Below are 23,379 nucleotides of genomic sequence, written 5' to 3' on the forward strand. Positions count from 1 at the left end.
TGTCGAGGGGATGCAGTTAGAGTTCGGCTGCCCGTTTCTGGCCGATCGATCGAGCCTTGGTAGTCGTAATTACCGCCCCCAGCTCCTCGACCATGGCACGGAGCGGCTCCGCGATCGACCAGGCCTGCGCCGGACAGCCTCGTGGCTGGTGTGGTGGGTCTCCGTCGAAAATCTCCGACACGTGTCCGAGACAGGCCTCTTGTAAGTGGGCCTCTATTCCGTTGAGGAAGGCTCGCGCCTCAGTCCTTGTTTCGGCCGTATCTCCAAACGTTTTCACCCAGGCCGTCACAAAAGGACCCAAGAGGAATGGCCAGACTGTCCCCTGATGATAGGCGCTATCTCGTTCCATAGGCCCACCCTCGTACCGTGGGCGATACCGACTGTCCTGTGGTGACAATGTTCTCAGCCCCACTGGCGTGAGAAGGTGGTCTTTCATCGTGTGAAGCACATGCTTGGCCTGCTCCTTCGTCAGCAGATCATCACAGAGGGAGATGGCATACACCTGATTGGGACGAATTGATGGGTCGTCTCCCTCAGGACCATCGATGGTATCGTACAAGTATTGTCCCTTTTCGTGCCAGAATCTCTTACGGAAAGATTCCACCGCGCGCCCCCGATCTTTCAGGCAGGCCAGGGCGAACTCTGACTCGCCATAGTCAGCAGCCAGACGTGCGCCAACGTCCAGCGCCCTCATCCACAGCGCCTGAATTTCTACCGGCTTTCCGGACCGAGGTGTGACGACCCAGTCACCGATTTTGGCATCCATCCACGTGAGTTGAGTATCGAGCGTTCCACCAGCGATGAGCCCATCCCTTTCATCCATATGGATGTCGTATCGAGTGCCTTGCCGGTAGCCATCGAGAATCTGTTTAACCGCAGGCCATGCGACGGATCTGATGCTCATCGTATGACCACTGTACGCAAGATACCGGTCGACGGCATAGATGAACCACAGTGATGCATCAATCGTGTTGTACTCCGGCTCCTCACCACTATCAGGAAAACGGTTGGGTACCATCCCGTTGGAAACATGAGCAGCGAATGATTCGATGATGTGTCGGGCAACGTCATGCCGCCCCGTGACGAGGCACAGCCCTGGAAGGGAGATGAAGGTGTCTCTCCCCCAATCCGTAAACCACGGATACCCAGCGATGACTGTCTGTTTCGTGTCTCGCACAGCAATAAACGTTTCTGCCGCCTGCCGGAATGTCTCGGCCAACGGATCGGCGGCTGGCGCAGACTGTTGCAACCGTCCACGTCGCACGCGTTCGCTGGAGATGAGCCGAGTGATGTCGAGGCTATCATTCTTGTCGCTGGTAAGTGTGAGTGTATGCGCTGTCCTAGGTTTCAGCTCGAACATGAACTCGCCCGGTGACCACCAGTCTTCCTCACAATCAAGTCCCCGCTGTTGCTCCAGAGGAAACTGCACATGCCGATACCAATCTGGTTCATGGTGATAGGTACCTGAATGGAAAGCTCGGACAGCCGGCAGACTGTCGTAGGGAGACCAGGTTACGCACTGTTGGCCAATCACGGCCAACGTTGAAAGAATTTCGTTTTTGTGATGCAGGCCATGATACTCACGTCCGGTTAGCATCGGTCGCACTCTCAGTACGATAGGCGCACTCTGTGTGCCCATCAACGTCCATCGAATGATGACAATGTCTCGTCCTCGGACACAGAAGATTTCACGCTGGATTTGTTGGTCCTTCCAAGCGAACGTCCATGTCGGCCAGGGGGTTGATGAGAATGAGGTGCAGTGTGCGTATCCATTGGGGTGGATTGCTCCTGGATACAGGTTGGTGGAGAGAGAAAACTCCTCGTGACCGATCTGAACCCATTCCTCGATGTGATTGACCAGTACATACCGATTGGTTGGTGGTCGGCGCGCCGTCAATAATAGCGCATGGTACCGACGCGTATTGGCACCAGCAATGGTCCCTGAGGCAAACCCACCGCGACCGTTTGTCTCCAACCATTCAACGTGTAGTGCGCGATCAAGATTTTGACAAGTTGCTTTCTCAACTCTCATCCTCTCCACCACCCCGGACAGCGAGGATTGCCTGGTTTCCTCGTACATGCCTGGTACAAGAAAGGCAACGACCGATCTTCGCCGTCTACTCCCCCGACTGCTGGATTAACTTTGCCACGAGTCCCGTCCATCCCGTCTGATGGCTGGCTCCGACACCGGCGCCGTTGTCGCCATGGAAATATTCATAGAAGAGAATGGCATCTCGCCAGAATGGATCATCTTGGAATTTCCGGGTGCTTCCATAGACTGGACGTCGGCCGGTGTTGTCACGAAGGAAAATGTGTGTCAATCGTCGCGAAATCTCAGCAGCAACCTCATTCAAAGGGACTAAGTGGCCGGATCGGACTGGGCACTCGACTTTGTACTCGTTACCCAGAAAGTAATGAAACTTCTGGAGCGATTCGATCAGCAGATAGTTGACTGGAAACCAAATGGGACCCCGCCAGTTCGAATTGCCACCGAAAACTCCCGTGCTTGATTCAGCGGGTTCATAGTCCACCCGATAGTCGCTGCCCATGATGGACAGCACGTAGGGATGGTCCTTGTGATAGCGTGAGAGCGCCCGGATGCCATAGGGGGAGAGAAACTCCTCTTCGTCAAGCATGTATCGCAACACCGACTTGAGTCGTGTGGGATTGACTAAGGACAAGAACCTCCGCACTTCTCCGTCCTTCGAGTGAGTCTCGACATGGGCGCTGAAATCTGGCCTGTTTTCAATGAACCACTGCATGCGATGCTTAAATCGAGGGAGTTTGTCGATCAACTCTGAGTCCAACGTCTCGACCGCAAAGAGCGGGATCAGCCCGACGAGCGATCGGACCTTGAGCGGACAGGTATGACCGTCCGGAAGGTGCAGTACGTCGTAGAAAAATCCATCTTCTCTATTCCACAGCTCGATGTTTTCACCGCCGATGTTGTTCATGGCTCGGCAGATATACACGAAATGCTCGAAGAACTTGCTGGCCACGTCTTCGTATGCTCGATTGTCACGCGCGAGTTCCAGGGCGATCGAGAGCATATTGAGGCAGTACATCCCCATCCAACTGGTCGCATCCGATTGCTCGATATGCCCGCCGGTTGGCAAGGGTGCGCTACGATCGAAGACCCCAATGTTATCGAGTCCGAGAAATCCCCCTTGGAAAATGTTTTTCCCTTCGGCATCTTTTCGATTGACCCACCAGGTGAAGTTCAATAACAGCTTATGGAACACTCGTTCGAGGAAGACACGATCTCCGAATCCTTTTCGCTTTTTCTCGATCTTGTAGACACGCCAGGCGGCCCAGGCGTGGACCGGAGGGTTGACATCTCCGAACGCCCATTCATACGCCGGAATCTGGCCGTTCGGGTGCATGTACCATTCTCTGAGCATTAGAAGTAGCTGTTCCTTTGCGAACGTTGAATCGACCAGGGCCAGGGGGATGCAATGGAATGCCAAATCCCACGCCGCATACCACGGATACTCCCATTTATCAGGCATTGAGATCACGTCAGCATTGTAGAGATGGGCCCAGTCGGAGTTCCGCCCATGGAGCCGTTCCTGAGGAGGATCCGGCATTCCAGGATCACCGAGCAGCCAGCGTCTTAGGTCATAGTGGTAAAATTGTTTACTCCACAGTAATCCGGCAAATGCTTGCCGCTGCACCCGCCGCGCATCTTCTGAAAGATCAGGTGGCGCCAGTTCGTCATAAAACTCGTTGGCTTCCCGGATCCGCTGCGTAAAGAGGCCATCACACGTCGATGTTTCAAAACCTTCGGCGTTATCCTGATCGGTCAGGCGAAGACGAATGATCTCCGATGCTCCGGGGGGCAAGGTCAGTACGTAGTGTGCAGCAGCTTTTGACCCGATCTGTTCAGGGTTGATCGCATCCTTTTGACCATGGATCACGTAGTCATGAAAACTGTCTTTCACATGGGTAGAGCCTTCTTGATCGCCATACAAACGGCGAGTATTCGTTTCGTTTTCAGTGAAGAGTAATGGAGGCGTCCCTTCACACCACAAGCGACGTTGACCGTAATACTCATGATCGAACTCAATGACACTCATACCTTGGACAGGCTTTCCCGCACGCATTCTCGGTCGGCGAGCATCGATCCCCCATGCCCACGTATTCCGGAACCAGAGAGTGGGTAACAGTGTCAACTCAGCAGAAGCTGGCCCGCGGTTCGTCACGTGAATACGAACGAACAGATCTTCCGGGGTCGTCTTTGCGTACTCCACGACGACATCAAAGTAGCGATTCTCATCGAAGACACCCGTGTCGATCAGTTCATATTCCACATCTCCACGTTGGCGCCGGTGATTTTCCTCAATCAGTCTGGCATAAGGAAATTCAGCCTGTGGATACTTGTACAGATACTTCATGTATGAATGTGTAGGTGTTGAATCTAAATAGAAATAGTACTCTTTTACATCTTCCCCATGATTCCCTTCGTTACCCGTCACACCGAATACTCGCTCCTTCAGAATGGGATCACGCCCATTCCAAAGTGCGATGGCAAAACAGATGTATTGGTGACGATCTGAAATCCCGCCAAGCCCGTCTTCATTCCACCGGTAGGCGCGGGAGCGAGCATGATCATGAGGAAAGGCTTCCCAAGCCGTTCCGTAAGGGCTGTAGTCCTCACGCACCGTTCCCCAGGCACGTTCACTCAGGTAGGGCCCCCATCGTTTCCAATGCTGCCTCCTGGCGGCATCTTCCTCAAGACGCTGCTGCTCGGCAAGCCGGGAAACCTCAGTGCGAGAAGCTGTCCGAGCCGGTTTTTCCACAACACCTCTTTTCTACGTATGAATCATAATGTGGAGGATGGCGCTACGATGCGCCTCCACTAGTCCTAAATCAAGCTGTGCCCATCGATCATCACCACCAATTCTCTTCTCCTCTTCGGTTTCCCGAGGCTTCCTCTAAAGAAAGGTACACTGATTGTGTCGAGAGAGGGAGGGCAGCCTTATAAAACGTAGTTGGTGAAGGCAGTGGAGGTGTTAAGGATTGTGGGAAGGTAACTGGAAGAACGGATGGGCCAAGGAGACCGGGAGGTTAACTCCAGACCACTCGCTCTTGATTCAAGAGGTACTCAATCACCTCGATACTGTTCCGCATCTGGATTTGAGCCTGTTCAGACATGGGAAGCACGGCCCCAACCAGCTTGCCGGATTCCATATCCATGAGCGAGGGAATATCTTCACCTGACAACTTTTCAAGATTGCTGCGAAAGCTAGCCAAAGGAGACCTCCTGGTTGAATCCTTCTCGGCGCGTTTGCAGTGTTACTTTAATTATAGGAGAGATCTGGAGGTGCATGCGCTAGACAGAAAGCATACCATACACATTCCTCGCACCATGAGTAGCCTCTCTATCTCATTGTTTCCAAAGTGTTTATTGGCGATTGTGTGTAGGGGGTAGAAGCGGAGGAAGTGCGCCAAGGTAACGAAAGGTCCCGTGATTGAGAAGGGTCGTGTTGGGCTTTAAGCGAAAATCATCATGTTCGGCATCGACAAAGCGTGGATCGGTAATCATATCCGACTCAGCTTGAAGCTCAGGTGCAGGAACATTCGGGGAGCCGGCTCTCATATAGTTCTCGTCACTATTGAACAACGCGTTATATGAGGTCTTGGTTTGACTCGACGCGGCAATGAGAAAGCCAATTTTATTGAGACTCACAATATTTCCAGAGGCTTCGATCGTCGACGAGCCTAGGAATGCCGCTCCGCCACCATTCTTAACCAGGGTGTTATTGATGAGGACCACCTTTGCCTGATCACTGATCACGATGGCCTCAAATAGATTTCTGGTAATGATATTGCGCTCAAGCCGAATGTCTGATTTTCCCGTGACGTTCACTCCATGGTCATTGTCATGGATAACGTTCCCAATCAACTGGACTTGAGAATCCGTGACATGCACGCCGGTCGTCTCACTTCCCCCGATCACACAGTCTTCGATGCGAACTTCGTGTACCTGTTGGCCGAACACCATCCCCTTCACATGAAGATGATGGAGTGTAATGCGAGTTCCATTAAAGATTCCGAGAGCATGTCCCCCGTGCTCGTTGATCGTGAGCCCGCTGATGTCAATGTCCGTTGCCCCATACGGCCACTTTCCGACATGGAGCACGCCAACCATCGTCCCTCGTCCCAGCAGGATAGTTTTGTCGACCCCAGCACCGACAATCTTGATCTGTTCTTTGCTATGAATGGTCAAGTCCTGAGCGTAGGACCCGGCCTTGATGATTACCGTATCGCCCTTCATGGCGCTATCGACCGCCTCCTGAATCGACGAGAAATTCCCCGAGCCATCAAGCGCGACAGTAATGGTTCTTGGCGCAGAGGTAGGGTTCTCAGCCAGAGCGACCGCAAGTCCAGCGCTGCTTATCCCGAATAGTATGACCGTGAGAAAGACAAGCCGCATGAAGAATTTCATACAAGCGGAGAGCTGGTGATGTCAATCGCGGTTTCCTGACAGATACAGCACATGATAAGCTCCGCTGCCATGATGCTAATTGGACTCACCGGAGGCGTCGCCACCGGAAAGAGCACGGTCGCGAAAATGTTCAGGCAATGCGGCGCTGTCGTGATCGATGCCGATCAGTTGGCGCGAGATGTGGTCCAGCCAGGCAAACCGGCGTGGCGAGACATTGTTCATACCTTTGGTACAGGAATCCTTAATCCTGATCGTACGATCAACCGCCCAGCGCTCGGCTCGCTCATATTCAGTCATCCCAGGAAACGACGTGAGCTTGAGCGTATCATTCATCCTCGTGTGGCTCGTGAACAGCAACGACTGACGAGACAGGCAGCCAGAATCGATCCGGACGCCGTCGTGATCTATGACGTTCCCCTCCTATTTGAGGCAGGTGTCGACACACGTGTCGACAAGATCGTTGTCGTGACCGCCGATCAAGAAACCCAAATTGCCCGCCTCAACACACGAAACAACCTCTCACGATCCGAAGCCCTTCGACGGATTAGGAGCCAGCTACCGATGAATCGAAAGCGCCTGCTCGCAGACTTCGTTCTCGACGGAACAAAAGACACACGACGCCTCAAACAAGACGTGGGCAAGATTTGCAAAACTCTTCGAGCCCTGTAAGGTGCCATTTTCTTCTGCGAAAAGACTGACTGATAAGGCGTAACAACCTTCTACCTTCTGATTCTCATGCTGTGTTAGAGTCCTCACCCATGCGTGATCTCGTGATTATCGGTTCCGGTCCTGCAGGACTCACGGCCGCTATCTATGCTGCCCGAGCCAACCTCTCACCACTTCTCATTGAGGGATGGCAATCCGGTGGCCAGCTCACGACCACGACGGAAGTCGAGAACTATCCCGGGTTTGCAAAGGGCATCATGGGTCCGGAGCTCATGAAAGAAATGAGGGCTCAAGCAGGACGGTTTGGGACGGAATTCCTCACTGGTGACGTCTCTGCTGTAAGCTTCAAGAACCTCCCATTGATCCTGACGATTGATGGTGAGCGTACCGTCGAGGCGAAAACCGCCATCATTGCCACTGGAGCCTCAGCGATTCCGATTGGCCTGCCCAATGAAAAACGATTGACCGGTCACGGCGTCTCAACTTGCGCAACCTGCGATGGGTTTTTCTTTCGCGGGAAGGAGCTTATTGTTGTTGGTGGTGGGGATAGCGCAATGGAGGAAGCAACCTTCCTGAGCAAGTTTGCGACGAAAGTCTCGATTGTCCATCGACGCGACAAGCTTCGTGCATCGAAGATTATGCAAGATCGGGCCATGAAGAACGAGAAAGTCAGTTTCATCTGGAATGCTGTGGTTGAGGATATCCTTGGGCATGAGGTTGTCACCGGCGTGCGGCTGAAAAATATCGTTACTGGAAAAATATCGGAAGTGCCCTGCGCCGGTGTTTTTGTTGCCATCGGCCATAGACCTAACACGGCGTTGTTCGCTGGTCAGATTGATATGGATGAGAAGGGCTACATCAGGACTCACGCGGGAACAGCCACCAGTATTCCCGGCGTCTTTGCCGCCGGTGATGTGCAGGATTCACACTATCGGCAGGCCGTGACTGCAGCCGGGTCTGGCTGCATGGCGGCGATTGATGTCGAGCGATTTCTAGAGTCCAGTGAAGGGTGAGGCGTTAGGGCTGACATGCGCTGGGCCATCGCTCATTACCACGAACTTGCCCTCAAAGGCCGCAATCGCGACTACTTTGAGCAATGCCTCATTCAGAACATCCGGACAGCCCTCAAGGATTTAGGCGTTCGACAGGTCCAGAACCTCCACAGCCGGATCCGCATTGATCTTCCCCTGGAAGCGAACGCGGATGTTGTTCGAGATCGGCTCGTTCGTGTGTGTGGCATCGCAAACTTCTCGCTGGGTCGTGTGATTCCGCTACAGATTGCGAACCCTGACCTGGCGGCGCTCGCTGAGGTCGCTGTCGAAGAGATCACGGCAACCTCAGGCACGACCTTTCGAGTCACAGCCAAACGAGCTGATAAGCGATTGGCGCTGACGTCGATGGATATCGAAAGAACCATTGGTGCAACAATATGTGAACGAACCGGCAAGACCGTCAATCTGAAAAACCCGGATGTGACTCTTTATATCGAGCTACTGTCGAGGGAAGCCTATTGCGCGGCTGAAAAAATCGAGGGACCTGGGGGGATGCCAGTCAGAGTCAGCGGAAAGATCGCCTGTTTGATTTCGGGAGGCATTGATTCACCGGTTGCTGCCTATCGCATGATCAAACGCGGTTGCCATGCCTCCTTTGTTCATTTTTCAGGCCGTCCTTTGGTGAGTCGTGCTTCTGAGGACAAGGTGCGGGAATTGGTCCAAACCCTCACGGCGTATCAATATGCGTCGCGTCTCTACGTCATTCCTTTCGGAGAAATCCAGCGCGAGATTGTGTTGAATACACCACCACCGTTTCGCGTGGTGCTCTATCGGCGGATGATGCTTCGCATTGCTCAAGAACTCGCGCGAGTGGAACGATGTTGGGGGTTGGTGACAGGAGATAGTCTCGGGCAGGTCGCGTCGCAGACCCCTGAGAATCTGACGGTTGTTGAGGAAGCTGCCGAGATCCCAATCCTCCGGCCGCTCATCGGAATGGATAAACGGGAGATCATCGACGAGGCCAAGCGGATCCGAACCTATGAGACATCCATCGAACCCGACCAAGATTGCTGCAAGCTGTTCACCCCACCCCATCCCAGCACGAAAACCAGGATCGACGACCTTCGAAAGGTTGAGCGGAGTTTGGATATCAGTCAACTCGTCAAGCAAGGGTTGGAGAGGGCTGAAGTGTCAGAATTCACTTTTCCTACCTGAGTGAAGATCTGATCCTTACGGTATCGTCACTCAGAGCATCGATGCCGATCGCGCACTATCCAAGCACGGAAGCCCTTCATTGAAGCCCATCGCTCCTAAGTTTCCCATCAAATAGGCGCAAAGCAGACAAGGCAATAAGTCGTGTCTATTGGAGGCGGTTGCAAAAACGGTACACTCTAGAGAACACGCCTATTCCTGCCCTCCAACCTCGGAAATGTCTGACTAATTCCAAATGCCGTATAGGAGCCAGCCGGATTCCTCTGAGTTTTGAGCGCTGGCTAATGGAAACTCATAATTATTCCGGCCTTCCCTAACAGAGCTCCGCGCTCTCTCCCATCTCCTCATGGGCCACCCCCACCATCTACAATCTCGTAGTAACAGTTCGCCGCTCACCATGATCTCCCGGTACCCAGACTGGTCATTGCAACCGGAACCGACACGCTATTTCTTCTTTCCACAAATCTCGACGGTCGCTTCGACTTGACCATCTCTTGGACTGACCATCAACAGCATCCCTTTGTGCTCCAGGGCTCGCTTAAACAACGTGGCATAACCGTCATCGTATTGGCGTTCCTCGATTGTGGTCTTGCCGCTTTTGCGATCGTATGCACTTTCGAAGACAAATGCGTCCACAGTCTGTGTGCCATTCCCTCGCGCGTTGCTCGTGACGCGCCAGAAACGATTCTCCGGATCGAGTATCCCGTTCGAGGTGTCCAGGGTGGCATTAGAACATAGCTTCACACCTTTCAACACCTCCACATATTCACCCCGATCCATGAATTGGGCGAAGCCTGACAAGGGACATCCAATAACGATTGCAAGAACTAGCAAGTGCCTAGACATAGACATGTGATCCTCCGTCGTCGAGATAGTGGAAAGTCATTTGCACGCGGTCTGCCAGATTCAATGGGACTACATACCGCACGTACCCCGGATATTGGCTATTCGAAATTCGCTCCGCCTTCCATTCAGACCTCTCTCACACTGTGGCTTGACCTGGACTTCTGTCACCGTACCCTGCTTCTACTCATTCCTTCGCTTACACCAATACGAGACTCTTGGGAACGACACCCTAGGCTTACGCGTCTGCCTTATTTCTTTGGTATCCGTATGCCTTCCTTCACCGATGGTTCAAGCGCACCTTTTAGCGGGTCGACAACGGTGAGTTCCCCAAAGTGTTCGCGTCATGCGACTCAGAATTTCAGCTTCATGTCCTTCAACGAAGCGCCACCTTTTTTCAGGAGGTCTCCTCCAGGAGTGCTATCACCTTGTGGAGACAGACTGCTCAGCTGCTCCTTGACCTGTTTCACTGTCCCCATATTCTTTTGAAGATCGTCGACATTCTTCTGCATATCCACCAACGCACTACCGAGCTGGCTCACCGACGTCGAAAGCCCAAAGATTCCTTGGGCAGCTGCATAGTGCAGAGAGAGCCCTCCCAGACCAAATCCCATAAAGAATGCCGTCACGATCATGCTGGAGGTCCGAGATCTGTTCTGCATATTCTCCTCCTTTGCGGTTCCTTGCGGGCTACGTGCTCTGACCGCTGTCAGATTCGCCGCGTCCTGATTGTTTGTCGGTTGCCTTCTTTCGACCTCGTGATAATCTGATCCTTGATCTTGTCGTAGGTCATCATCCTGCCCTCTAGCCTTTGAACAGGCCATACGTAAGATCCCAAGGACGAGCCATATCCCTGAGAACCTGCGCGGCACCACCACTTAAAGCAGAGTGACGTCTGACGGAACGTGTCACCGGTATGAACCGAGATCCGCCAACAGAGGCCTACTCAACTACGAACGCTCACGCCCATTACGGCTTGACAGTTGCCGTCCGGTCCGTCCGGCCCATCAGAGTCAGAAGAGTGTGAGCCACGAGGAGGAAACCCAGCCCGCCGCTGGGGATATATCCCCAGGTTCCGCCGTACGACCAGATCGGAAGTACGCCGACACACAACACACCCAATACGACAATAATAATAGTACTCATCTTGATTCTCCTTATGTTCGCACATTCACCGCGCACTCGATTATTCTGTGGCCATACAGGCCACCGTCACAACTTCGGCTCGCCGGACGGATGTCTGCTATCACGGGATGAGAGACGACTGGGCACCTAGACTCCAGCATAGCGAGAGGCCAGCTGATAATCTGGTCAAAACAGCTCAGACGAAGAAAGAGGCAAGGCGGTAGACCACAATCACGATAATAGAACTGGCCGTCGCATTGTTCAGGCAGTTCTACTTGGCTTCCGTACAGTTCAATTCATCCCGCACAAGTCCCAGATGGGTTCGCTCCCGCCGAAGTCTCTGCATGTGCGCCTGGATATCGGCCAACATACAATCGATTTCCCGCACCCTGCTCGTCCGACCGGCCGGCCTGCGGCGAACGGACTGCCGACTCTCCTCACCGTTCATGACGCTCGCCGAAGTCTGGGATACACCTGATACGTCGTGCTTCTCGAGTTTCATCCTTGCCTCCTCCTTACTACCCGCCATAGGTTTAGCTCCTTCCAGATGCATTCGCCGCAGCAGCGAATGCTCATCGGAGCGATGCATACACTTCCGAGGGAATCGTGATGCGTTCAACGTCCCTCGTCCTGACCCTCCTGCGCGGGGTCACCCGCATGTTCTCCGAACGGCGGAAACGATTTGCACGAACGACGGCATCCTCGATACACCCACAATTGATGCAGCGTGTAGCCCTGTAGAGAGAGTCTGTTCCGCTGCTCAGATCATCGAAGGTCTCGCATACTAATAGCCCTCGACAGCGTTGGCAGACCATAGGTCCTCCTTCTGCGCCAATGGCGCACATATGACACACCAGACACGGACGTCACATGACCTCTCGCCATCACGCTCAGTCCCTCACGAGACTGGGCAAGTTCTCCACATACACTTCTTCTTGCGCCGGAAGTATCCACGACTACCTCACTAGGGGTAAGCATACGGGAGTAGCCGGCCGCAGTCTGTTCACAATTGCTCACTAGGGAACGATTGCACAATGGAGGCGAGGCTGAACGTAGCCAGGTGTCGCATGACTGAATCAAAGCAACAGAATCAGAGGGCAAACTCTAGTCGTGCAGGACGACGTTGAGAAGAGAACTATGCACGTGCAATCCGCCATTCCGGCGCGACCCACCTTTGTAGTCAATGAACCCGAGCTTGCGGAACTTGTTCATAAAGAAGCTGACGCGCGAGCGGGTGGTGCCGACCATTTCAGCCAAGGTTTCCTGACTGATCTTCGCAATGACCGTCTCCGGCTTGCCTTCCTTCCCAAAGTGGGCCAACAACAGCAGCGCACGCGCCAGCCGCTTCTCGCTGGAATTAAACAGTTGATCCACCAAATCCTCTTGGACACGGATTGAGTGCTTCAGTACATAGGACATGAACGCCGAGGCGAACTCGGGCTGCGCTTGAAGCAGGCGAAGCATAGCGGTTTTCTCGATACGAAGAATGCGGGTGTCTTCCAGGGTGGATGCGGTCGCCGTACGAATGAGTTGACCCACGAGGCAGGATTCGCCTAAAAACGAACCTCGCTCAAGAATGGCCACGACGGCTTCCTTGCCATGCTCCGAGAGCACGGTCACTTTCACCTTGCCCGCCTGGATGTAGAAGACGGCATCAGCCGTATCCCCCTGTGAATAGAGAGTACCATCCTTGGGGGACGAGAGACTTCGAATGCCCTTGTCGATCTTATCGAGAAATTTGTCCAGATTGAACGGCGTGCGTATGCGTACCATCACTCGCCTTCCTCTTAGCGGCCGCGGTTCAGGGAGTAGGATCCGCCAGACGACGGGGCGGGAGCCTGCAGGCTATCCACATTCTGTTGCATTTCTCTCAATGCCTGGCCGATCTGTTTGACCGAACAATGGCGCAGAGCATGGATGCTCTGCCCCTGCCACAGTCGAAGACCATTTTTCGACGATGAATCGAGTGTCAATACATAGGTCTGCTGTGTGTTCTTCATGATATCCTCCGTTGCAATGCCTACCAATGACTTCAGCATCACGCCGAAGCATCCAACAGCGAATGGGCCCTCTACTCTGTCATGCAGCCCGAAACACCGCGAGCAAATCGCTCAATGCCATGGTCTTGTGTTTCAACACGACCCGCTCCGCCTTCAGCGCATCCAGCGCAAACTCCTTCTCGACACCGTCCTCAAGGGAGGTCATGATAAGCGAATGCACACGATCACATTCCTGTTGGACCTTTGCCTGGACCACCTGGTTGACAGCCAGCATGTCCAAGACAGTTGCCTTGGTCGAGGCGAGATGCGACTGTACGTCTGCCTCTAAATAGTTGATACGAGCAGCCTCGCTCACACAACGATCTATGCTTTGCGCCAAGAAGACGTACAATCGAGCCAACGCATCCGTGATGTCGATGTGACTATGAACGGTAGATTGAACGGTCATGCTTCATATTCCTTCCAGTTACAGACACACGGACGCCTCAATGCGACTTACACCACCTGAGGTGACGGGGTGGCTGCCCCCGGCACGGGTTTTATAGAAAGACTAGGCTCCACCGTCCCCTGCATCGATGCCTTCAGCTCCTGGATAGCCCGTTCGACATCTTGCTCCGTCGATCCAAACCGGTCTCCCATCACCTTGATAGCCTGCGCAATCGCTTTCTTCATCTTCGAGATCTGTTCTTCTGTTGTCATAACCCCTCTCTCATCTGTGCATCTCCTCAATGGATGTAATCGTTTAGAACACCCGGCCGGTGCGTCCCGCTACCACGTGGATCATCAGCAATACCATCCCGCCCGCAAACAGAGTCCAGGAACTCTGAGTCGCGACCGTGGCTATTCCAGCCCAATGCAACCCTCCGGCAATCAATCCCAGACATAAGAATATCGCGGCATAGCCCACCATCTTGGACTCCTTTCAAGTGTTCCGACGCTTTGGGGAACGTTCTCTGCACACCCTTGGATTTATCCTCACTTCAGGCAACGCCATCACGTGCCCCTGGCAGGCCGAGCCAAGAAACAAAGGCTGTAGGAACCGATCATGGCCTGAAGACACTCTGTGGCGTCGAAGCGACTGAGATTGCTGAAACGGTTGCGCAGGAAAGAAAAAGGGAGTGCAAGCAACAATACAGTCAGGGTAGCTCAAACGTCAGGGAGGAAGAATCTCGACCATGATTCCCTCTCCTATCACGCATAATCCAGTGTAGGAGTATTAACTAAATTAAGTCAAGTATTATATTGTCAAGCACTCCTTGATCTCATAATATTAACCATATTTCATTAATCCCCGCACAAGGAAATTATTCATGCCCATTGCACTGCTCATCCGGACTCGCTTGAAAGAATTGAAACTCGGGCAGCGAGACCTCGCCCGTGCGGCTCACGTGACTGAGTCGTACATCTCACAGCTGCTGACGCAGAAAAAACTCCCGCCCGCGCCGAACCGGACCGACATGTACAAGAAAATCGAACGAGCATTGAAATTGCCTGATGGGCAACTGGCTAAACTCGCCGATCAGCAGCGCCTCGAACAACTCAGACAACGACTTGGAGACCAGCCGACTCCTTTACTGCACAACGTGCGGGAATTGATCCTCCGGAAGTGTCATCCCTCAAAGGCCAGGCAGATCCGCTCGATTTTTGAAAAACAACACTTCGGCGAACTCGAGCGGCTCGTCACACAGAAGCTGCTGGGCGTCGTCAAAAGTGTCGCTCAGCAGGAACTCGACAATCCGACATGGATGCGCAAGATGGCTCGGCTGAGCAAGAAAAGCTACCCACAGATGCGCGTCACCGTGCTGGAGTTCTTAGATACGACGATCTTCGATCTCTCGAACGAGAACAGCATTGCGTTCCTCAACCCCTTGCTCGAATCCTGGGATATCGACCTTGCCACCTTTTGTATTGAGATTGCTCTGAACCGTCGAGTAGCACCGGGACACCATAAGACGTTCGAGTTTATGGAACGAGGACCGGGCAAGATCTCAGGAGAGGAGCCTGGGCTGAAGAACTTTCTCCAAGACCCCTTGCTGAGTGGGGATGTGAGCGAAGAGGAACTCCTGTTTCTGCGCGCACTCACCTTCAAGAATAAACAACCAACGCCACTCTACTATTACCGCGAGCTTCAGAGCCTCAGAGATCCGCTGCATTTCCAGTCTCCGACCAAGAAAATCCCCGCATAATGGCACACCAGGTTGGCGCGTGGTTATGTTGTCAGCATATACGTCACCAGCAGAACCCCGCCCCATGCGATCAGATACGCAAGCAAGAACAACTCGGTAGCCATACTACGTCGAAAATCACGCCACCTATTCATGACTGCCTTTCACGGTACATCAACAGCTCGTGTGTGCATCGATGATCGCCAGCACGATACCCACACCCAGAAATCAGACAGGCACGCTCAAATCCCATCTCCATGGACCATCGTTCGAATCACTCAGTCCGACCACAGAGAGGATCATCACGCACGGGGTTTCTTGGACCTGGCCGGAGACGACCCTGGAAGGCGGGCACTGTTCTGAGTCGGCAGACTGGGTTTCACCTTGTTGCTCTCAATCCCTGGGTCCGTTATCGCACCACAGAGCATGCAGCGCCACCCAGATATCGGAGGCTGCCCCATGTCTCTCATGTGGATAGCGATCAAGAGGCCGCCGCAACGTAGACACTGCATGCCACCTCCGTGGGTTTTCATTACAACACCCTTCTCAATGTCGCATTCCAGATCAGACACGCATACACGGAATCAGCTGTAGTTCGAGGGAGACAATACCACCATACCTCCACCATGAAGTCCCACGGCCTGATCATGTCAGGCCTCCTTTCAGGCAACTAGCACGCCTTGGCTGGATGGTTCGATGAGGCAACATTGAAGACCGCCAGATTCGGATGTTGGAACTCCAGCCGTTTCTCGCGCGTCAGAAACGTGCGATCTCCGATCGCCAACAACTGCTGTTTATTGAGAAGCAAGTCCCGCTTGTCGTACACCGCCCACTCGTATTCCTTCGTCATCGCAAGCGCATCGACCGGACAGGCTTGGACGCAGAGCCCACAGAACAAACACCGCGTCATGTCCATCCGATACTCTCGTGCGTATCGCTTCGTCGGCTCCTCCGGCACTTCGGCACTCACCACAGTGATGACGCGAGAGGGACAGGCGGCTTCGCAGAGATCGCACCCGACACACTTCTCGGTACCATCGTCATACCGCAGCAAGGCCAACATACCGCGATAGTTATCAGGCAACACCCGCTTCTCGTGTGGATACTGCAGCGTGATCGGCTTGTAGTGAATGAGATGGCTCATCGTCGACTTCATCCCCACAGCAAGCTCATAGAAGGTAATCAACTTGACCCAAGCCTTGAATCCACGATACAGCCTTGCCAATCTCTCATTCAGCCTCAGGCGTATTCTTTCCATGATAATCCCTTCGCCCTCTCGACTCCGTGACGCTAACTCAACTTCTCCAAGGGAGCACGACGGACGTTGACACACTGGTAGGCCATCGACTGAAGGAGCGCCCCGTAACAGTTCACTACCACCGACCTTTCTGCTCCACTGGGATCGAGGCCCAAATCGTGATTCCCCACAACAGCACGATAATCCCAACCGAGCTATAGATCTGATACATAGTGCTCACCTCGTGTTCAGTACCACTTCGAGTTTGCTTGTTCACCTCTCCTCAGGCTTCGCCTCAGTTTCTTCAGCCCAAGCAGGTCCATGAAGCGGCGGTCGGCTATCATGACTCTCCCGCGATCAACATTCAGAATTTCGGTGCCGATCGCAGCGTTTTCCTCACTTCATCTTCACCTGCACAGCTTTGTTCAGCCAACATGCGTTGCCCGGCACTGGCGAGCACAGGAATTCTGGCCATGCAGGCCTTGAACGTATCCTCCACAGCACCCGAGGCCGTAACGCCACGCTCGGCCAACGGAGCGACCCCCACAGCTCTTTCCACGAGCAGATCTGCCGCTTGGACAGGTTGAGTTGACCGTATCGACAATGCGGCAAACAGCACCACGGTTAAGACGACAACTCCAGAGCTTGTGATCGTTGGAATTCTCATGGTGACGACCTCCTCATATGTGTTAGGGACCTCTGCTCGGACACTTCAGGGCAGACCCACGCGATGGAGCGCAGGTGACCCGCGACATTCCATACCCAGTGAATGGGCACAGAAGACACGAAGTCTGTGGAATGCGGCGTTCGCATCTTGCACCGCCTGACCTAATGAGACTCACGATGTCGAAGAAGCTGCGGAGACTGGGGAATCAGACGCGCGGGAAGGATGGGAGCGCGAGAGATGGGACAGTCGACGTTGCGTTGAACGTCATGGCATGAGCCTACAAGTCCCCACTGTTGCTGTCAATGCTTCAGAATGGAGCCTGCCCTGTAACGCACTGATTCGATAGCGCTATATTTCTTTTTCAGACGAGCAACATGAGTGCATGAAGAGGAGATATCCGGCACCTATTGCTTCTGTTCCAATACGCAGTCCCCACGTCGGCTGCCCTAGCCAAACCGCTTCATTTTTGTCTCGTAGGACTTTTTCCAACAGAGGAACGATTTCGGAAGCGCTGGCGTGGTCATCTGAAATATAATTGCTCCGGCCATGAGTCTTTCGACCTATCGTCGAGAGCAACTGAACATTCACCCTCTAAGAAGTTTGTGCGATAATCACGCCATGATTCTCAAGCGCTGGCTCGTCGGCGACCCTCTCAAGACCGCCCAGGCAAGGCACGAACGGCTTTCTAAAACGATCGCCCTTGCCATCTTCTCATCGAACGCGATTTCTTCCGTCGCCTATGCCACGGAAGAAATCTTGCTGGTGCTCATCCTCGCCGGAGCTGCAGCGGTCACCTGGTCGATCCCCGTCAGTCTCGCAATTCTGTTCCTCGTGTTGGTCCTGACCATCTCCTATCGCCAGATTATCTACGAGTATCCGGAAGGAGGCGGTGCCTATGTCGTCGCACGAGCCAACCTCGGTGATCGGCCGGCTCTGGTGGCAGCGGCGGCGCTGATGATCGACTACGTCTTAACGGTGGCCGTCAGCGTTGCGGCCGGTATTGCCGCTCTTACTTCGGCGGTCCCAAGTCTGTTTATCCACCGAGAAGCCCTGGGACTGGTCGCCATTCTCTTCATGATCGTCATGAATCTCCGTGGAGTTCGGGAATCCGGCAAGTTTTTCGCCATTCCAACCTATTTCGCTATCGGAGCATTGGGCATTCTTGTCGTCGTGGGAACAGCTCGATCGTTATCCAGCGCTGGAGCACCCTCTATCCCGCCCAGCCCTGTCGAGGCCGAAACACTGACCCTGTTCTTAGTGCTCCGCGCCTTTGCGGCGGGCTGCTCGGCCGTCACCGGCATGGAGGTCATTTCAAACGGGGTCAAAGCCTTTCGCCCACCAGAATCAAAAAATGCCGCGACGACCATGATCTGGATGTCGACCATCCTGGCTTCGCTGTTCATGGGCATCAGCTGGATGGCCTTTCACTATGGCATCCTGGCCAAGGTGGATGAAACGGTGATCTCCCAACTCGCTCGTGTGACGTTCGGCACCGGTGCCATTTACTACGCCATACAGATCGGCACCATGGCCTTGTTGGTGTTAGCGGCCAACAGCGCTTTCGCCGGATTTCCACACCTGGCGTCGATCCTGGCCCGCGATGGATTCATGCCCCATCAGATGGCCACGTTCGGCGATCGCCTAGTTTTCTCAAACGGCATCATCATCCTGGGGTTCCTCGCCTGCCTCTTGCTCGTCGTGTTCGAAGGCGATACGCACGCACTGATTCCGTTGTATGCCATCGGCGTGTTCCTGTCATTTACGCTCTCTCAAGCCGGCATGGTAAAACAATGGCTCGTCAAGAAAGGGACCCATTGGCAGACAAAACTGATTGTCAATGGAGTCGGCGCCGTGACGACCGGTATCGCAACGGTTATCATCGCTAGCACCAAGTTCATGCAGGGCGCCTGGATTGTTTTCCTGCTCATCACGATCCTCCTCCTCATGTTTCAAGGGATTCGCTCCCACTATAAGGCCGTCACCGAACAGATCGCACTGGACCGTCGAGGTGAACGCCCCCCCTTGCCTCGGCGCAATATCGTGATCATTCCGGTCAGCGGCTTGAATCGCGCCGTCATCCGTGGGTTGGACTATGCGAGAAGCCGGCCCGGTGAAATTCGCGCCGTGTTCGTTGACGTCGATCCAGTAGAAAGTGCCAAAGTCAAAATGCAGTGGGCTCAATGGGGAGGTGGCGTCAATTTGATTGCCATTTCCTCGCCCTACCGCTCAGTCCTGGGATCGTTATTGGACTACGTTGAAGAAGTGCTCGAGAAGGACCAGGATGCCTGGATCACCGTCGTGATCCCTGAAATTCTTCCGGCGAGGTGGTGGCAGAACATCTTGCACAATCAGCGGGCTCTGATGCTGAAAGCGGCACTGCTCTTCAAAGATCGAGTGATTCTCATCGACGTTCCCTATCACCTGACGCGATAAGCGTGAACCGTAAACAATTCAAAGTGAAACGTGAAAAGTTTGAGAACCGCCTCTTCCCTCCCCTCCTTGCCAACTTTTTAGCTTTTGCACTTGTCTTTAATTTTCTGACCGAGCAGTCATTCGCCTTCACCATCACAACCCCGGCAGCAGGATCCACCCTGACTGCGGGAAGCACCGTGATCGCGCGTGTCGATCCTGGGAAGGACACCGGTATCGTGAAGGTCCGCTACTATTGGTACGGCGAACAAGACGATACCCTGGTGGAACAAGATGATTCGACAGCCACCGGTTCGATCGTCTCGCCAGTGGCGCTGATTGGATCAACTGATCAGAGCCCACCCTTTGGCGGCCCACTCAAAGTTCCGCACGATCGCATTGGACCGATGCGTCTTCTGGCGGTGGCCGAAATCTCTCGTGGACGATTAGGGCCCAGATCTGTCTTCGATGAAGTGATCGTGACGGTGGAACCCTCTGCAGCTCTCACCACAATCGATTTCGAGACGGAGAAGCCTTTGCAACTGGGCCGGGCTGGACAATCATCCGCCTTCGGCCATGTCGATTCACTGGGCAAGGTCTTTGAGCTTCCCGTCGTCGCCGACTTTACCGATGGCATCACCCGGCGCATCAGCACACCGGCCAGCGGGACGAACTATGAGTCTTCAAGTCCAAAAGTCATTAAAGTCCTGCCGGGGGGCCTCTTACAGATCGTCGGCAACGGCAAAGCCACCATCACCGTCACCAATTGCGGCAAACAAGCCATACTTGATGTAGACGTGAATGTGAATGAGGAGCCGAACGAACCACCGGTTGCCGATGCCGGAGCGAACAAGTCCGTCAAGGCAGGATCCAGAGTGAAACTGAGCGGACTCAAAAGCCGTGATCCAGAAGGCGAAGCACTCTACTACAGCTGGGACCAAGTGCGCGGCAGCAAAGTCTCGCTGCTCGACGCTAACAATTCCGAGGCCTCCTTCCTGGCACCAGCTGTTTCGGAGCCACGAATGTATCGATTTAAATTACGCGTGACAGATAGGAAAGGTGCAGACAGTTTACCCGTGTTTGTAGACGTGACGGTGGAACCGTAGACAACTAGCAGGCTGCTGCAAATTCCGGCGGCGGCGTTCCCTGCCTTCGCCGGAGCGCTTCGCGCAGGCAGGTCGCCTCGCTCAGAGGCTCAACGTACGCAAACATCAAGCTTGCATAGAATTCACTCGCTTCCAAGACTTGCCTGCTCCTCCGTGACAAGATCCACGGACTTCGCCTGTCATGATCGTTTTGAAAGGATTGCATGCGCTTCCAGCAACTTCGCCGTCGCATATTCCCTGTCCACAGTTTAATCGGAGCACCACAGTGAACTTGTTATGCGAGAGAGGAAATGCTAGGGTTGATTAGGACTGCACAAATCTCCGCTGACTACTAACGAGTGCGTCTGAGGAGGTCACCATGAGCGTGACGGAACAGCAGACGCGAAATTTCACACCAACCAGCCGCCTCCACAGTGGGCCTGGTGCCCAAAAGAATACTGAGCAGGCAAAGGTGCCGCCAGGCAAGACGTGGCTCTGGTTCGTCCTCATCCTGCTCGCCAACTTCTTGGTCAGCCGGTTTCTGATCCCGAGCCCGGACGCGCCGGGGACCGTGTCCTATACCTTCTTTAAGCAGGAAGTGGGGAAGCACAACGTTGCGGCGATCTACAGTCAGGGGGACACCATCACGGGCCGCTTCACGGCAGCGCTCACCTATCCGCCGGTGGGCGAAAAGGGTACGGCGTCGAGTGGCGAGGTCAAAACCACAGACGAGCGTGGTGCGGTCTCCGGCAGCGCGCCGAAACCCATCAGTGTCTTCACGACTACCTTGCCCTCTTTCGTAGACCCAAGCTTGGAACAATTTTTAATCACGAACGGGGTCGAGATCAGTGCGAAACCTATTGAAGAAGGTGGGAACCCATGGGCGACGATCTTTTTTAGCTTCGGCCCAGGCCTACTCTTCATCGGCTTTTATATCTGGCTCTTCCGTCGGGCTGCGCAGCAAGGCGGCGGCATGATGGGCGGAGGACTGATGGGCATGGGCAAGAGCAGAGCCCGCCGCTATGACCAGGAGCAAACTGCGAAGGTCACCTTCGAGGATGTTGCCGGCATCGACGAAGCTGAAAACGAGCTGATCGAGATCGTGGACTTTCTCAAAGATACCAAGAAGTACACCCGTCTCGGAGGGACGGCTCCAAAAGGCGTGCTGCTGGTGGGCGCGCCGGGGACCGGGAAAACGCTGCTCGCAAAAGCTGTGGCAGGAGAGGCGGGGGTGCCCTTCTTCTCGATGAGCGCCGCGGAGTTTGTGGAAATGATCGTAGGCGTAGGCGCAGCGCGGGTACGAGATCTCTTCAAAGAGGCGCGCGAGAATGCCCCTGCGATTGTGTTCATCGACGAGCTCGATGCCATCGGGCGCGCACGCGGGCAGGTGGCAATTGGCGGATCCAGTGAGCAGGAACAAACCTTGAATCAGATCTTGACCGAAATGGACGGGTTCTCGAGTCGGCAAGGCATCATCGTCTTGGCGGCAACCAACCAGCCGGACGTCTTAGACAAAGCGCTCCTGCGACCCGGGCGCTTCGACAGGCGCGTCGTGGTGAATCTCCCAGACCGGACAGGACGAGAGGCGATCCTGAAAGTCCATACCCGCCATGTCCCGCTCGCGAACGACGCCATACTGGGAAACCTGGCAGCAATGACGCCGGGGCTCTCAGGGGCCGACCTGAAGAATCTCGTCAATGAGGCCGCATTACTGGGAGCTCGCCGCGACCAACAAGAGGTCCGCCACAAGGACTTCCTCGACGCGCTCGAGAAGATCGTGCTCGGCCCAGAACGCCCGATACTCATGAGCCGGTCGGACCGAGAACGGATCGCCTACCATGAGGGTGGACATGCCATCCTCGGTCTCGTGGTCCCTGGCGCCGATCCAGTGAACCGGGTCACGATCGTGCCACGCGGGCAGGCTCTCGGCGTCACCTATCAGCGCCCCGACAGCGACCGCTACAACTATCCGGAAGCCTATTTACGCGCGAAGATTGTTGGCATGCTGGGAGGGCGGGCAGCCGAGGAAATTGTCTACGGGACCAGGACCACGGGGGCCGAAAACGACATTGAGCAAGCCTCCGGGCTCGCCCGCCGAATGGTCACGCGTTGGGGCATGAGTGACCGGCTTGGCCTCGTACAGCTCGCGCCAAGGGAAAACCCCTACCTGAGCGGCCTAAACGGGTACGGAGATGCGAGGCCGTTCAGCGAGGAGACGGCTCAAGTCATCGACGCCGAAGTGCTCAAGATTATCGGCGAGAGCTACGACGAGGCCCGGCGACTTCTCAGTGCGCATCGTAAGCAACTTGATGTGCTTGCCGAAGCCTTGCTCGCTCGCGAGACCCTCAACGAACAGGAGATTCTCGATGTGACGGGGCTCCCTCATGCGCCGGCCCTAGAGACTGGAATGTTGCCTCACCCCGGCGCTGGCAGCAGGAGTGCTGACTCCTCCCGTGAGGAGTCAGCAGCGCGACTATCATAGAACAACGGACCGAGATCCACGGTGAGGGTCGGACCGAAGGAGGGTTGC

Annotated in this window: 22 protein-coding genes; 7 read left to right on the forward strand and 15 right to left on the reverse strand. The window is 54.5% G+C overall.

Annotated features, from left to right (window positions below; all coding sequences use genetic code 11):
* Positions 1-16: 16 nt before the first annotated feature.
* The 4 genes from E8D52_17515 to E8D52_17530 all read right to left on the reverse strand — a co-directional run bounded on the left by E8D52_17515 (position 17) and on the right by E8D52_17530 (position 6,448).
* On the reverse strand, positions 17-2,080 hold the full coding sequence (locus E8D52_17515) for a glycogen debranching protein (GenBank protein TKB66163.1): 2,064 nt from the start codon (positions 2,078-2,080) through the stop codon (positions 17-19).
* A gap of 37 nt (positions 2,081-2,117) precedes the next feature.
* The gene (locus tag E8D52_17520; protein TKB66164.1) at positions 2,118-4,799 is read right to left on the reverse strand and encodes a glucosidase; all 2,682 of its coding nucleotides are present in this window, start codon (positions 4,797-4,799) and stop codon (positions 2,118-2,120) included.
* A 268-nt stretch (positions 4,800-5,067) separates the two neighbouring features.
* A complete protein-coding gene (locus E8D52_17525) occupies positions 5,068-5,253 on the reverse strand; it encodes a hypothetical protein (protein ID TKB66165.1) in 186 nt (61 codons plus the stop codon).
* A gap of 151 nt (positions 5,254-5,404) precedes the next feature.
* Positions 5,405-6,448, reverse strand: a complete 1,044-nt coding sequence (locus tag E8D52_17530) for a hypothetical protein (GenBank protein ID TKB66166.1) — start codon at positions 6,446-6,448, stop codon at positions 5,405-5,407.
* A gap of 69 nt (positions 6,449-6,517) precedes the next feature.
* Here E8D52_17530 and E8D52_17535 point away from each other — a divergent pair, with 69 nt between their 5' ends.
* The 3 genes from E8D52_17535 (at position 6,518) to thiI (ending at position 9,321) form a co-directional block, all read left to right on the forward strand.
* Positions 6,518-7,117 (forward strand): dephospho-CoA kinase, encoded by a 600-nt coding sequence (locus tag E8D52_17535; protein TKB66167.1) that lies wholly within the window; start codon positions 6,518-6,520, stop codon positions 7,115-7,117.
* 89 nt (positions 7,118-7,206) lie between these two features.
* Entirely contained in the window at positions 7,207-8,127 is a 921-nt protein-coding gene (gene trxB, locus E8D52_17540) for a thioredoxin-disulfide reductase (GenBank protein TKB66168.1), read from the forward strand.
* A gap of 15 nt (positions 8,128-8,142) precedes the next feature.
* Positions 8,143-9,321, forward strand: coding sequence for a tRNA 4-thiouridine(8) synthase ThiI (gene thiI, locus E8D52_17545; protein ID TKB66169.1), 1,179 nt, complete (start codon positions 8,143-8,145; stop codon positions 9,319-9,321).
* Positions 9,322-9,762: 441 nt separating this feature from the next.
* Here thiI and E8D52_17550 read toward each other — a convergent pair whose 3' ends face one another.
* From E8D52_17550 to E8D52_17590, 9 genes are all read right to left on the reverse strand, one after another.
* Positions 9,763-10,170, reverse strand: coding sequence for a hypothetical protein (locus E8D52_17550; GenBank protein ID TKB66170.1), 408 nt, complete (start codon positions 10,168-10,170; stop codon positions 9,763-9,765).
* 344 nt (positions 10,171-10,514) lie between these two features.
* Positions 10,515-10,823 carry a hypothetical protein gene (locus tag E8D52_17555; protein ID TKB66171.1) on the reverse strand — a complete coding sequence of 103 codons (309 nt, stop codon included), beginning with the start codon at positions 10,821-10,823 and terminating at the stop codon, positions 10,515-10,517.
* 307 nt (positions 10,824-11,130) lie between these two features.
* The gene (locus tag E8D52_17560) at positions 11,131-11,313 is read right to left on the reverse strand and encodes a DUF3309 domain-containing protein (protein ID TKB66389.1); all 183 of its coding nucleotides are present in this window, start codon (positions 11,311-11,313) and stop codon (positions 11,131-11,133) included.
* A gap of 244 nt (positions 11,314-11,557) precedes the next feature.
* Entirely contained in the window at positions 11,558-11,788 is a 231-nt protein-coding gene (locus tag E8D52_17565; GenBank protein ID TKB66172.1) for a hypothetical protein, read from the reverse strand.
* 602 nt (positions 11,789-12,390) lie between these two features.
* On the reverse strand, positions 12,391-13,059 hold the full coding sequence (locus E8D52_17570; GenBank protein TKB66173.1) for a Crp/Fnr family transcriptional regulator: 669 nt from the start codon (positions 13,057-13,059) through the stop codon (positions 12,391-12,393).
* 14 nt (positions 13,060-13,073) lie between these two features.
* A complete protein-coding gene (locus E8D52_17575) occupies positions 13,074-13,286 on the reverse strand; it encodes a hypothetical protein (GenBank protein TKB66174.1) in 213 nt (70 codons plus the stop codon).
* Between the two features lie 79 nt (positions 13,287-13,365).
* Positions 13,366-13,734: a hypothetical protein gene (locus tag E8D52_17580; protein TKB66175.1), complete on the reverse strand. Its 369-nt coding sequence runs from the start codon at positions 13,732-13,734 to the stop codon at positions 13,366-13,368.
* Between the two features lie 47 nt (positions 13,735-13,781).
* Positions 13,782-13,985 carry a hypothetical protein gene (locus tag E8D52_17585; GenBank protein TKB66176.1) on the reverse strand — a complete coding sequence of 68 codons (204 nt, stop codon included), beginning with the start codon at positions 13,983-13,985 and terminating at the stop codon, positions 13,782-13,784.
* Between the two features lie 43 nt (positions 13,986-14,028).
* The gene (locus E8D52_17590) at positions 14,029-14,196 is read right to left on the reverse strand and encodes a DUF1328 domain-containing protein (protein TKB66177.1); all 168 of its coding nucleotides are present in this window, start codon (positions 14,194-14,196) and stop codon (positions 14,029-14,031) included.
* Positions 14,197-14,596: 400 nt separating this feature from the next.
* Between E8D52_17590 and E8D52_17595 the strand changes: the two genes are divergently transcribed.
* Positions 14,597-15,472 (forward strand): helix-turn-helix transcriptional regulator, encoded by an 876-nt coding sequence (locus E8D52_17595; protein TKB66178.1) that lies wholly within the window; start codon positions 14,597-14,599, stop codon positions 15,470-15,472.
* Between the two features lie 649 nt (positions 15,473-16,121).
* Here the strand turns inward: E8D52_17595 and nuoI are convergent.
* On the reverse strand, positions 16,122-16,709 hold the full coding sequence (gene nuoI / locus E8D52_17600) for an NADH-quinone oxidoreductase subunit NuoI (protein ID TKB66179.1): 588 nt from the start codon (positions 16,707-16,709) through the stop codon (positions 16,122-16,124).
* A 343-nt stretch (positions 16,710-17,052) separates the two neighbouring features.
* Positions 17,053-17,355: a hypothetical protein gene (locus E8D52_17605; protein ID TKB66180.1), complete on the reverse strand. Its 303-nt coding sequence runs from the start codon at positions 17,353-17,355 to the stop codon at positions 17,053-17,055.
* A gap of 618 nt (positions 17,356-17,973) precedes the next feature.
* On the opposite strand from E8D52_17605, the gene E8D52_17610 reads away from it, so the two are divergent.
* From E8D52_17610 to hflB, 3 genes are all read left to right on the forward strand, one after another.
* Entirely contained in the window at positions 17,974-19,788 is a 1,815-nt protein-coding gene (locus E8D52_17610) for an APC family permease (protein TKB66181.1), read from the forward strand.
* A gap of 2 nt (positions 19,789-19,790) precedes the next feature.
* Positions 19,791-20,870, forward strand: coding sequence for a hypothetical protein (locus E8D52_17615; protein ID TKB66182.1), 1,080 nt, complete (start codon positions 19,791-19,793; stop codon positions 20,868-20,870).
* 358 nt (positions 20,871-21,228) lie between these two features.
* Positions 21,229-23,331, forward strand: coding sequence for an ATP-dependent zinc metalloprotease FtsH (hflB, locus tag E8D52_17620; GenBank protein ID TKB66183.1), 2,103 nt, complete (start codon positions 21,229-21,231; stop codon positions 23,329-23,331).
* Positions 23,332-23,379: the final 48 nt, after the last annotated feature.

The organism is Nitrospira sp., assembly GCA_005116745.1.
In the GTDB taxonomy this organism is placed as follows: Bacteria; Nitrospirota; Nitrospiria; order Nitrospirales; family Nitrospiraceae; genus Nitrospira_D.

Excerpts from the sequence above, each read along its gene's own strand:
- E8D52_17515 (TKB66163.1), bottom strand. The coding sequence starts at position 2,080 with ATGTACGAGGAAACCAGGCAATCCTCGCTGTCCGGGGTGGTGGAGAGG.
- E8D52_17530 (TKB66166.1), bottom strand. The coding sequence starts at position 6,448 with ATGAAATTCTTCATGCGGCTTGTCTTTCTCACGGTCATACTATTCGGG.
- E8D52_17535 (TKB66167.1), top strand. The coding sequence starts at position 6,518 with ATGATGCTAATTGGACTCACCGGAGGCGTCGCCACCGGAAAGAGCACG.
- trxB (TKB66168.1), top strand. The coding sequence starts at position 7,207 with ATGCGTGATCTCGTGATTATCGGTTCCGGTCCTGCAGGACTCACGGCC.
- thiI (TKB66169.1), top strand. The coding sequence starts at position 8,143 with ATGCGCTGGGCCATCGCTCATTACCACGAACTTGCCCTCAAAGGCCGC.
- E8D52_17550 (TKB66170.1), bottom strand. The coding sequence starts at position 10,170 with ATGTCTATGTCTAGGCACTTGCTAGTTCTTGCAATCGTTATTGGATGT.
- E8D52_17555 (TKB66171.1), bottom strand. The coding sequence starts at position 10,823 with ATGCAGAACAGATCTCGGACCTCCAGCATGATCGTGACGGCATTCTTT.
- E8D52_17565 (TKB66172.1), bottom strand. The coding sequence starts at position 11,788 with ATGAAACTCGAGAAGCACGACGTATCAGGTGTATCCCAGACTTCGGCG.
- E8D52_17570 (TKB66173.1), bottom strand. The coding sequence starts at position 13,059 with ATGGTACGCATACGCACGCCGTTCAATCTGGACAAATTTCTCGATAAG.
- E8D52_17575 (TKB66174.1), bottom strand. The coding sequence starts at position 13,286 with ATGAAGAACACACAGCAGACCTATGTATTGACACTCGATTCATCGTCG.
- E8D52_17580 (TKB66175.1), bottom strand. The coding sequence starts at position 13,734 with ATGACCGTTCAATCTACCGTTCATAGTCACATCGACATCACGGATGCG.
- E8D52_17585 (TKB66176.1), bottom strand. The coding sequence starts at position 13,985 with ATGACAACAGAAGAACAGATCTCGAAGATGAAGAAAGCGATTGCGCAG.
- E8D52_17590 (TKB66177.1), bottom strand. The coding sequence starts at position 14,196 with ATGGTGGGCTATGCCGCGATATTCTTATGTCTGGGATTGATTGCCGGA.
- E8D52_17595 (TKB66178.1), top strand. The coding sequence starts at position 14,597 with ATGCCCATTGCACTGCTCATCCGGACTCGCTTGAAAGAATTGAAACTC.
- nuoI (TKB66179.1), bottom strand. The coding sequence starts at position 16,709 with ATGGAAAGAATACGCCTGAGGCTGAATGAGAGATTGGCAAGGCTGTAT.
- E8D52_17605 (TKB66180.1), bottom strand. The coding sequence starts at position 17,355 with ATGAGAATTCCAACGATCACAAGCTCTGGAGTTGTCGTCTTAACCGTG.
- E8D52_17610 (TKB66181.1), top strand. The coding sequence starts at position 17,974 with ATGATTCTCAAGCGCTGGCTCGTCGGCGACCCTCTCAAGACCGCCCAG.
- hflB (TKB66183.1), top strand. The coding sequence starts at position 21,229 with ATGAGCGTGACGGAACAGCAGACGCGAAATTTCACACCAACCAGCCGC.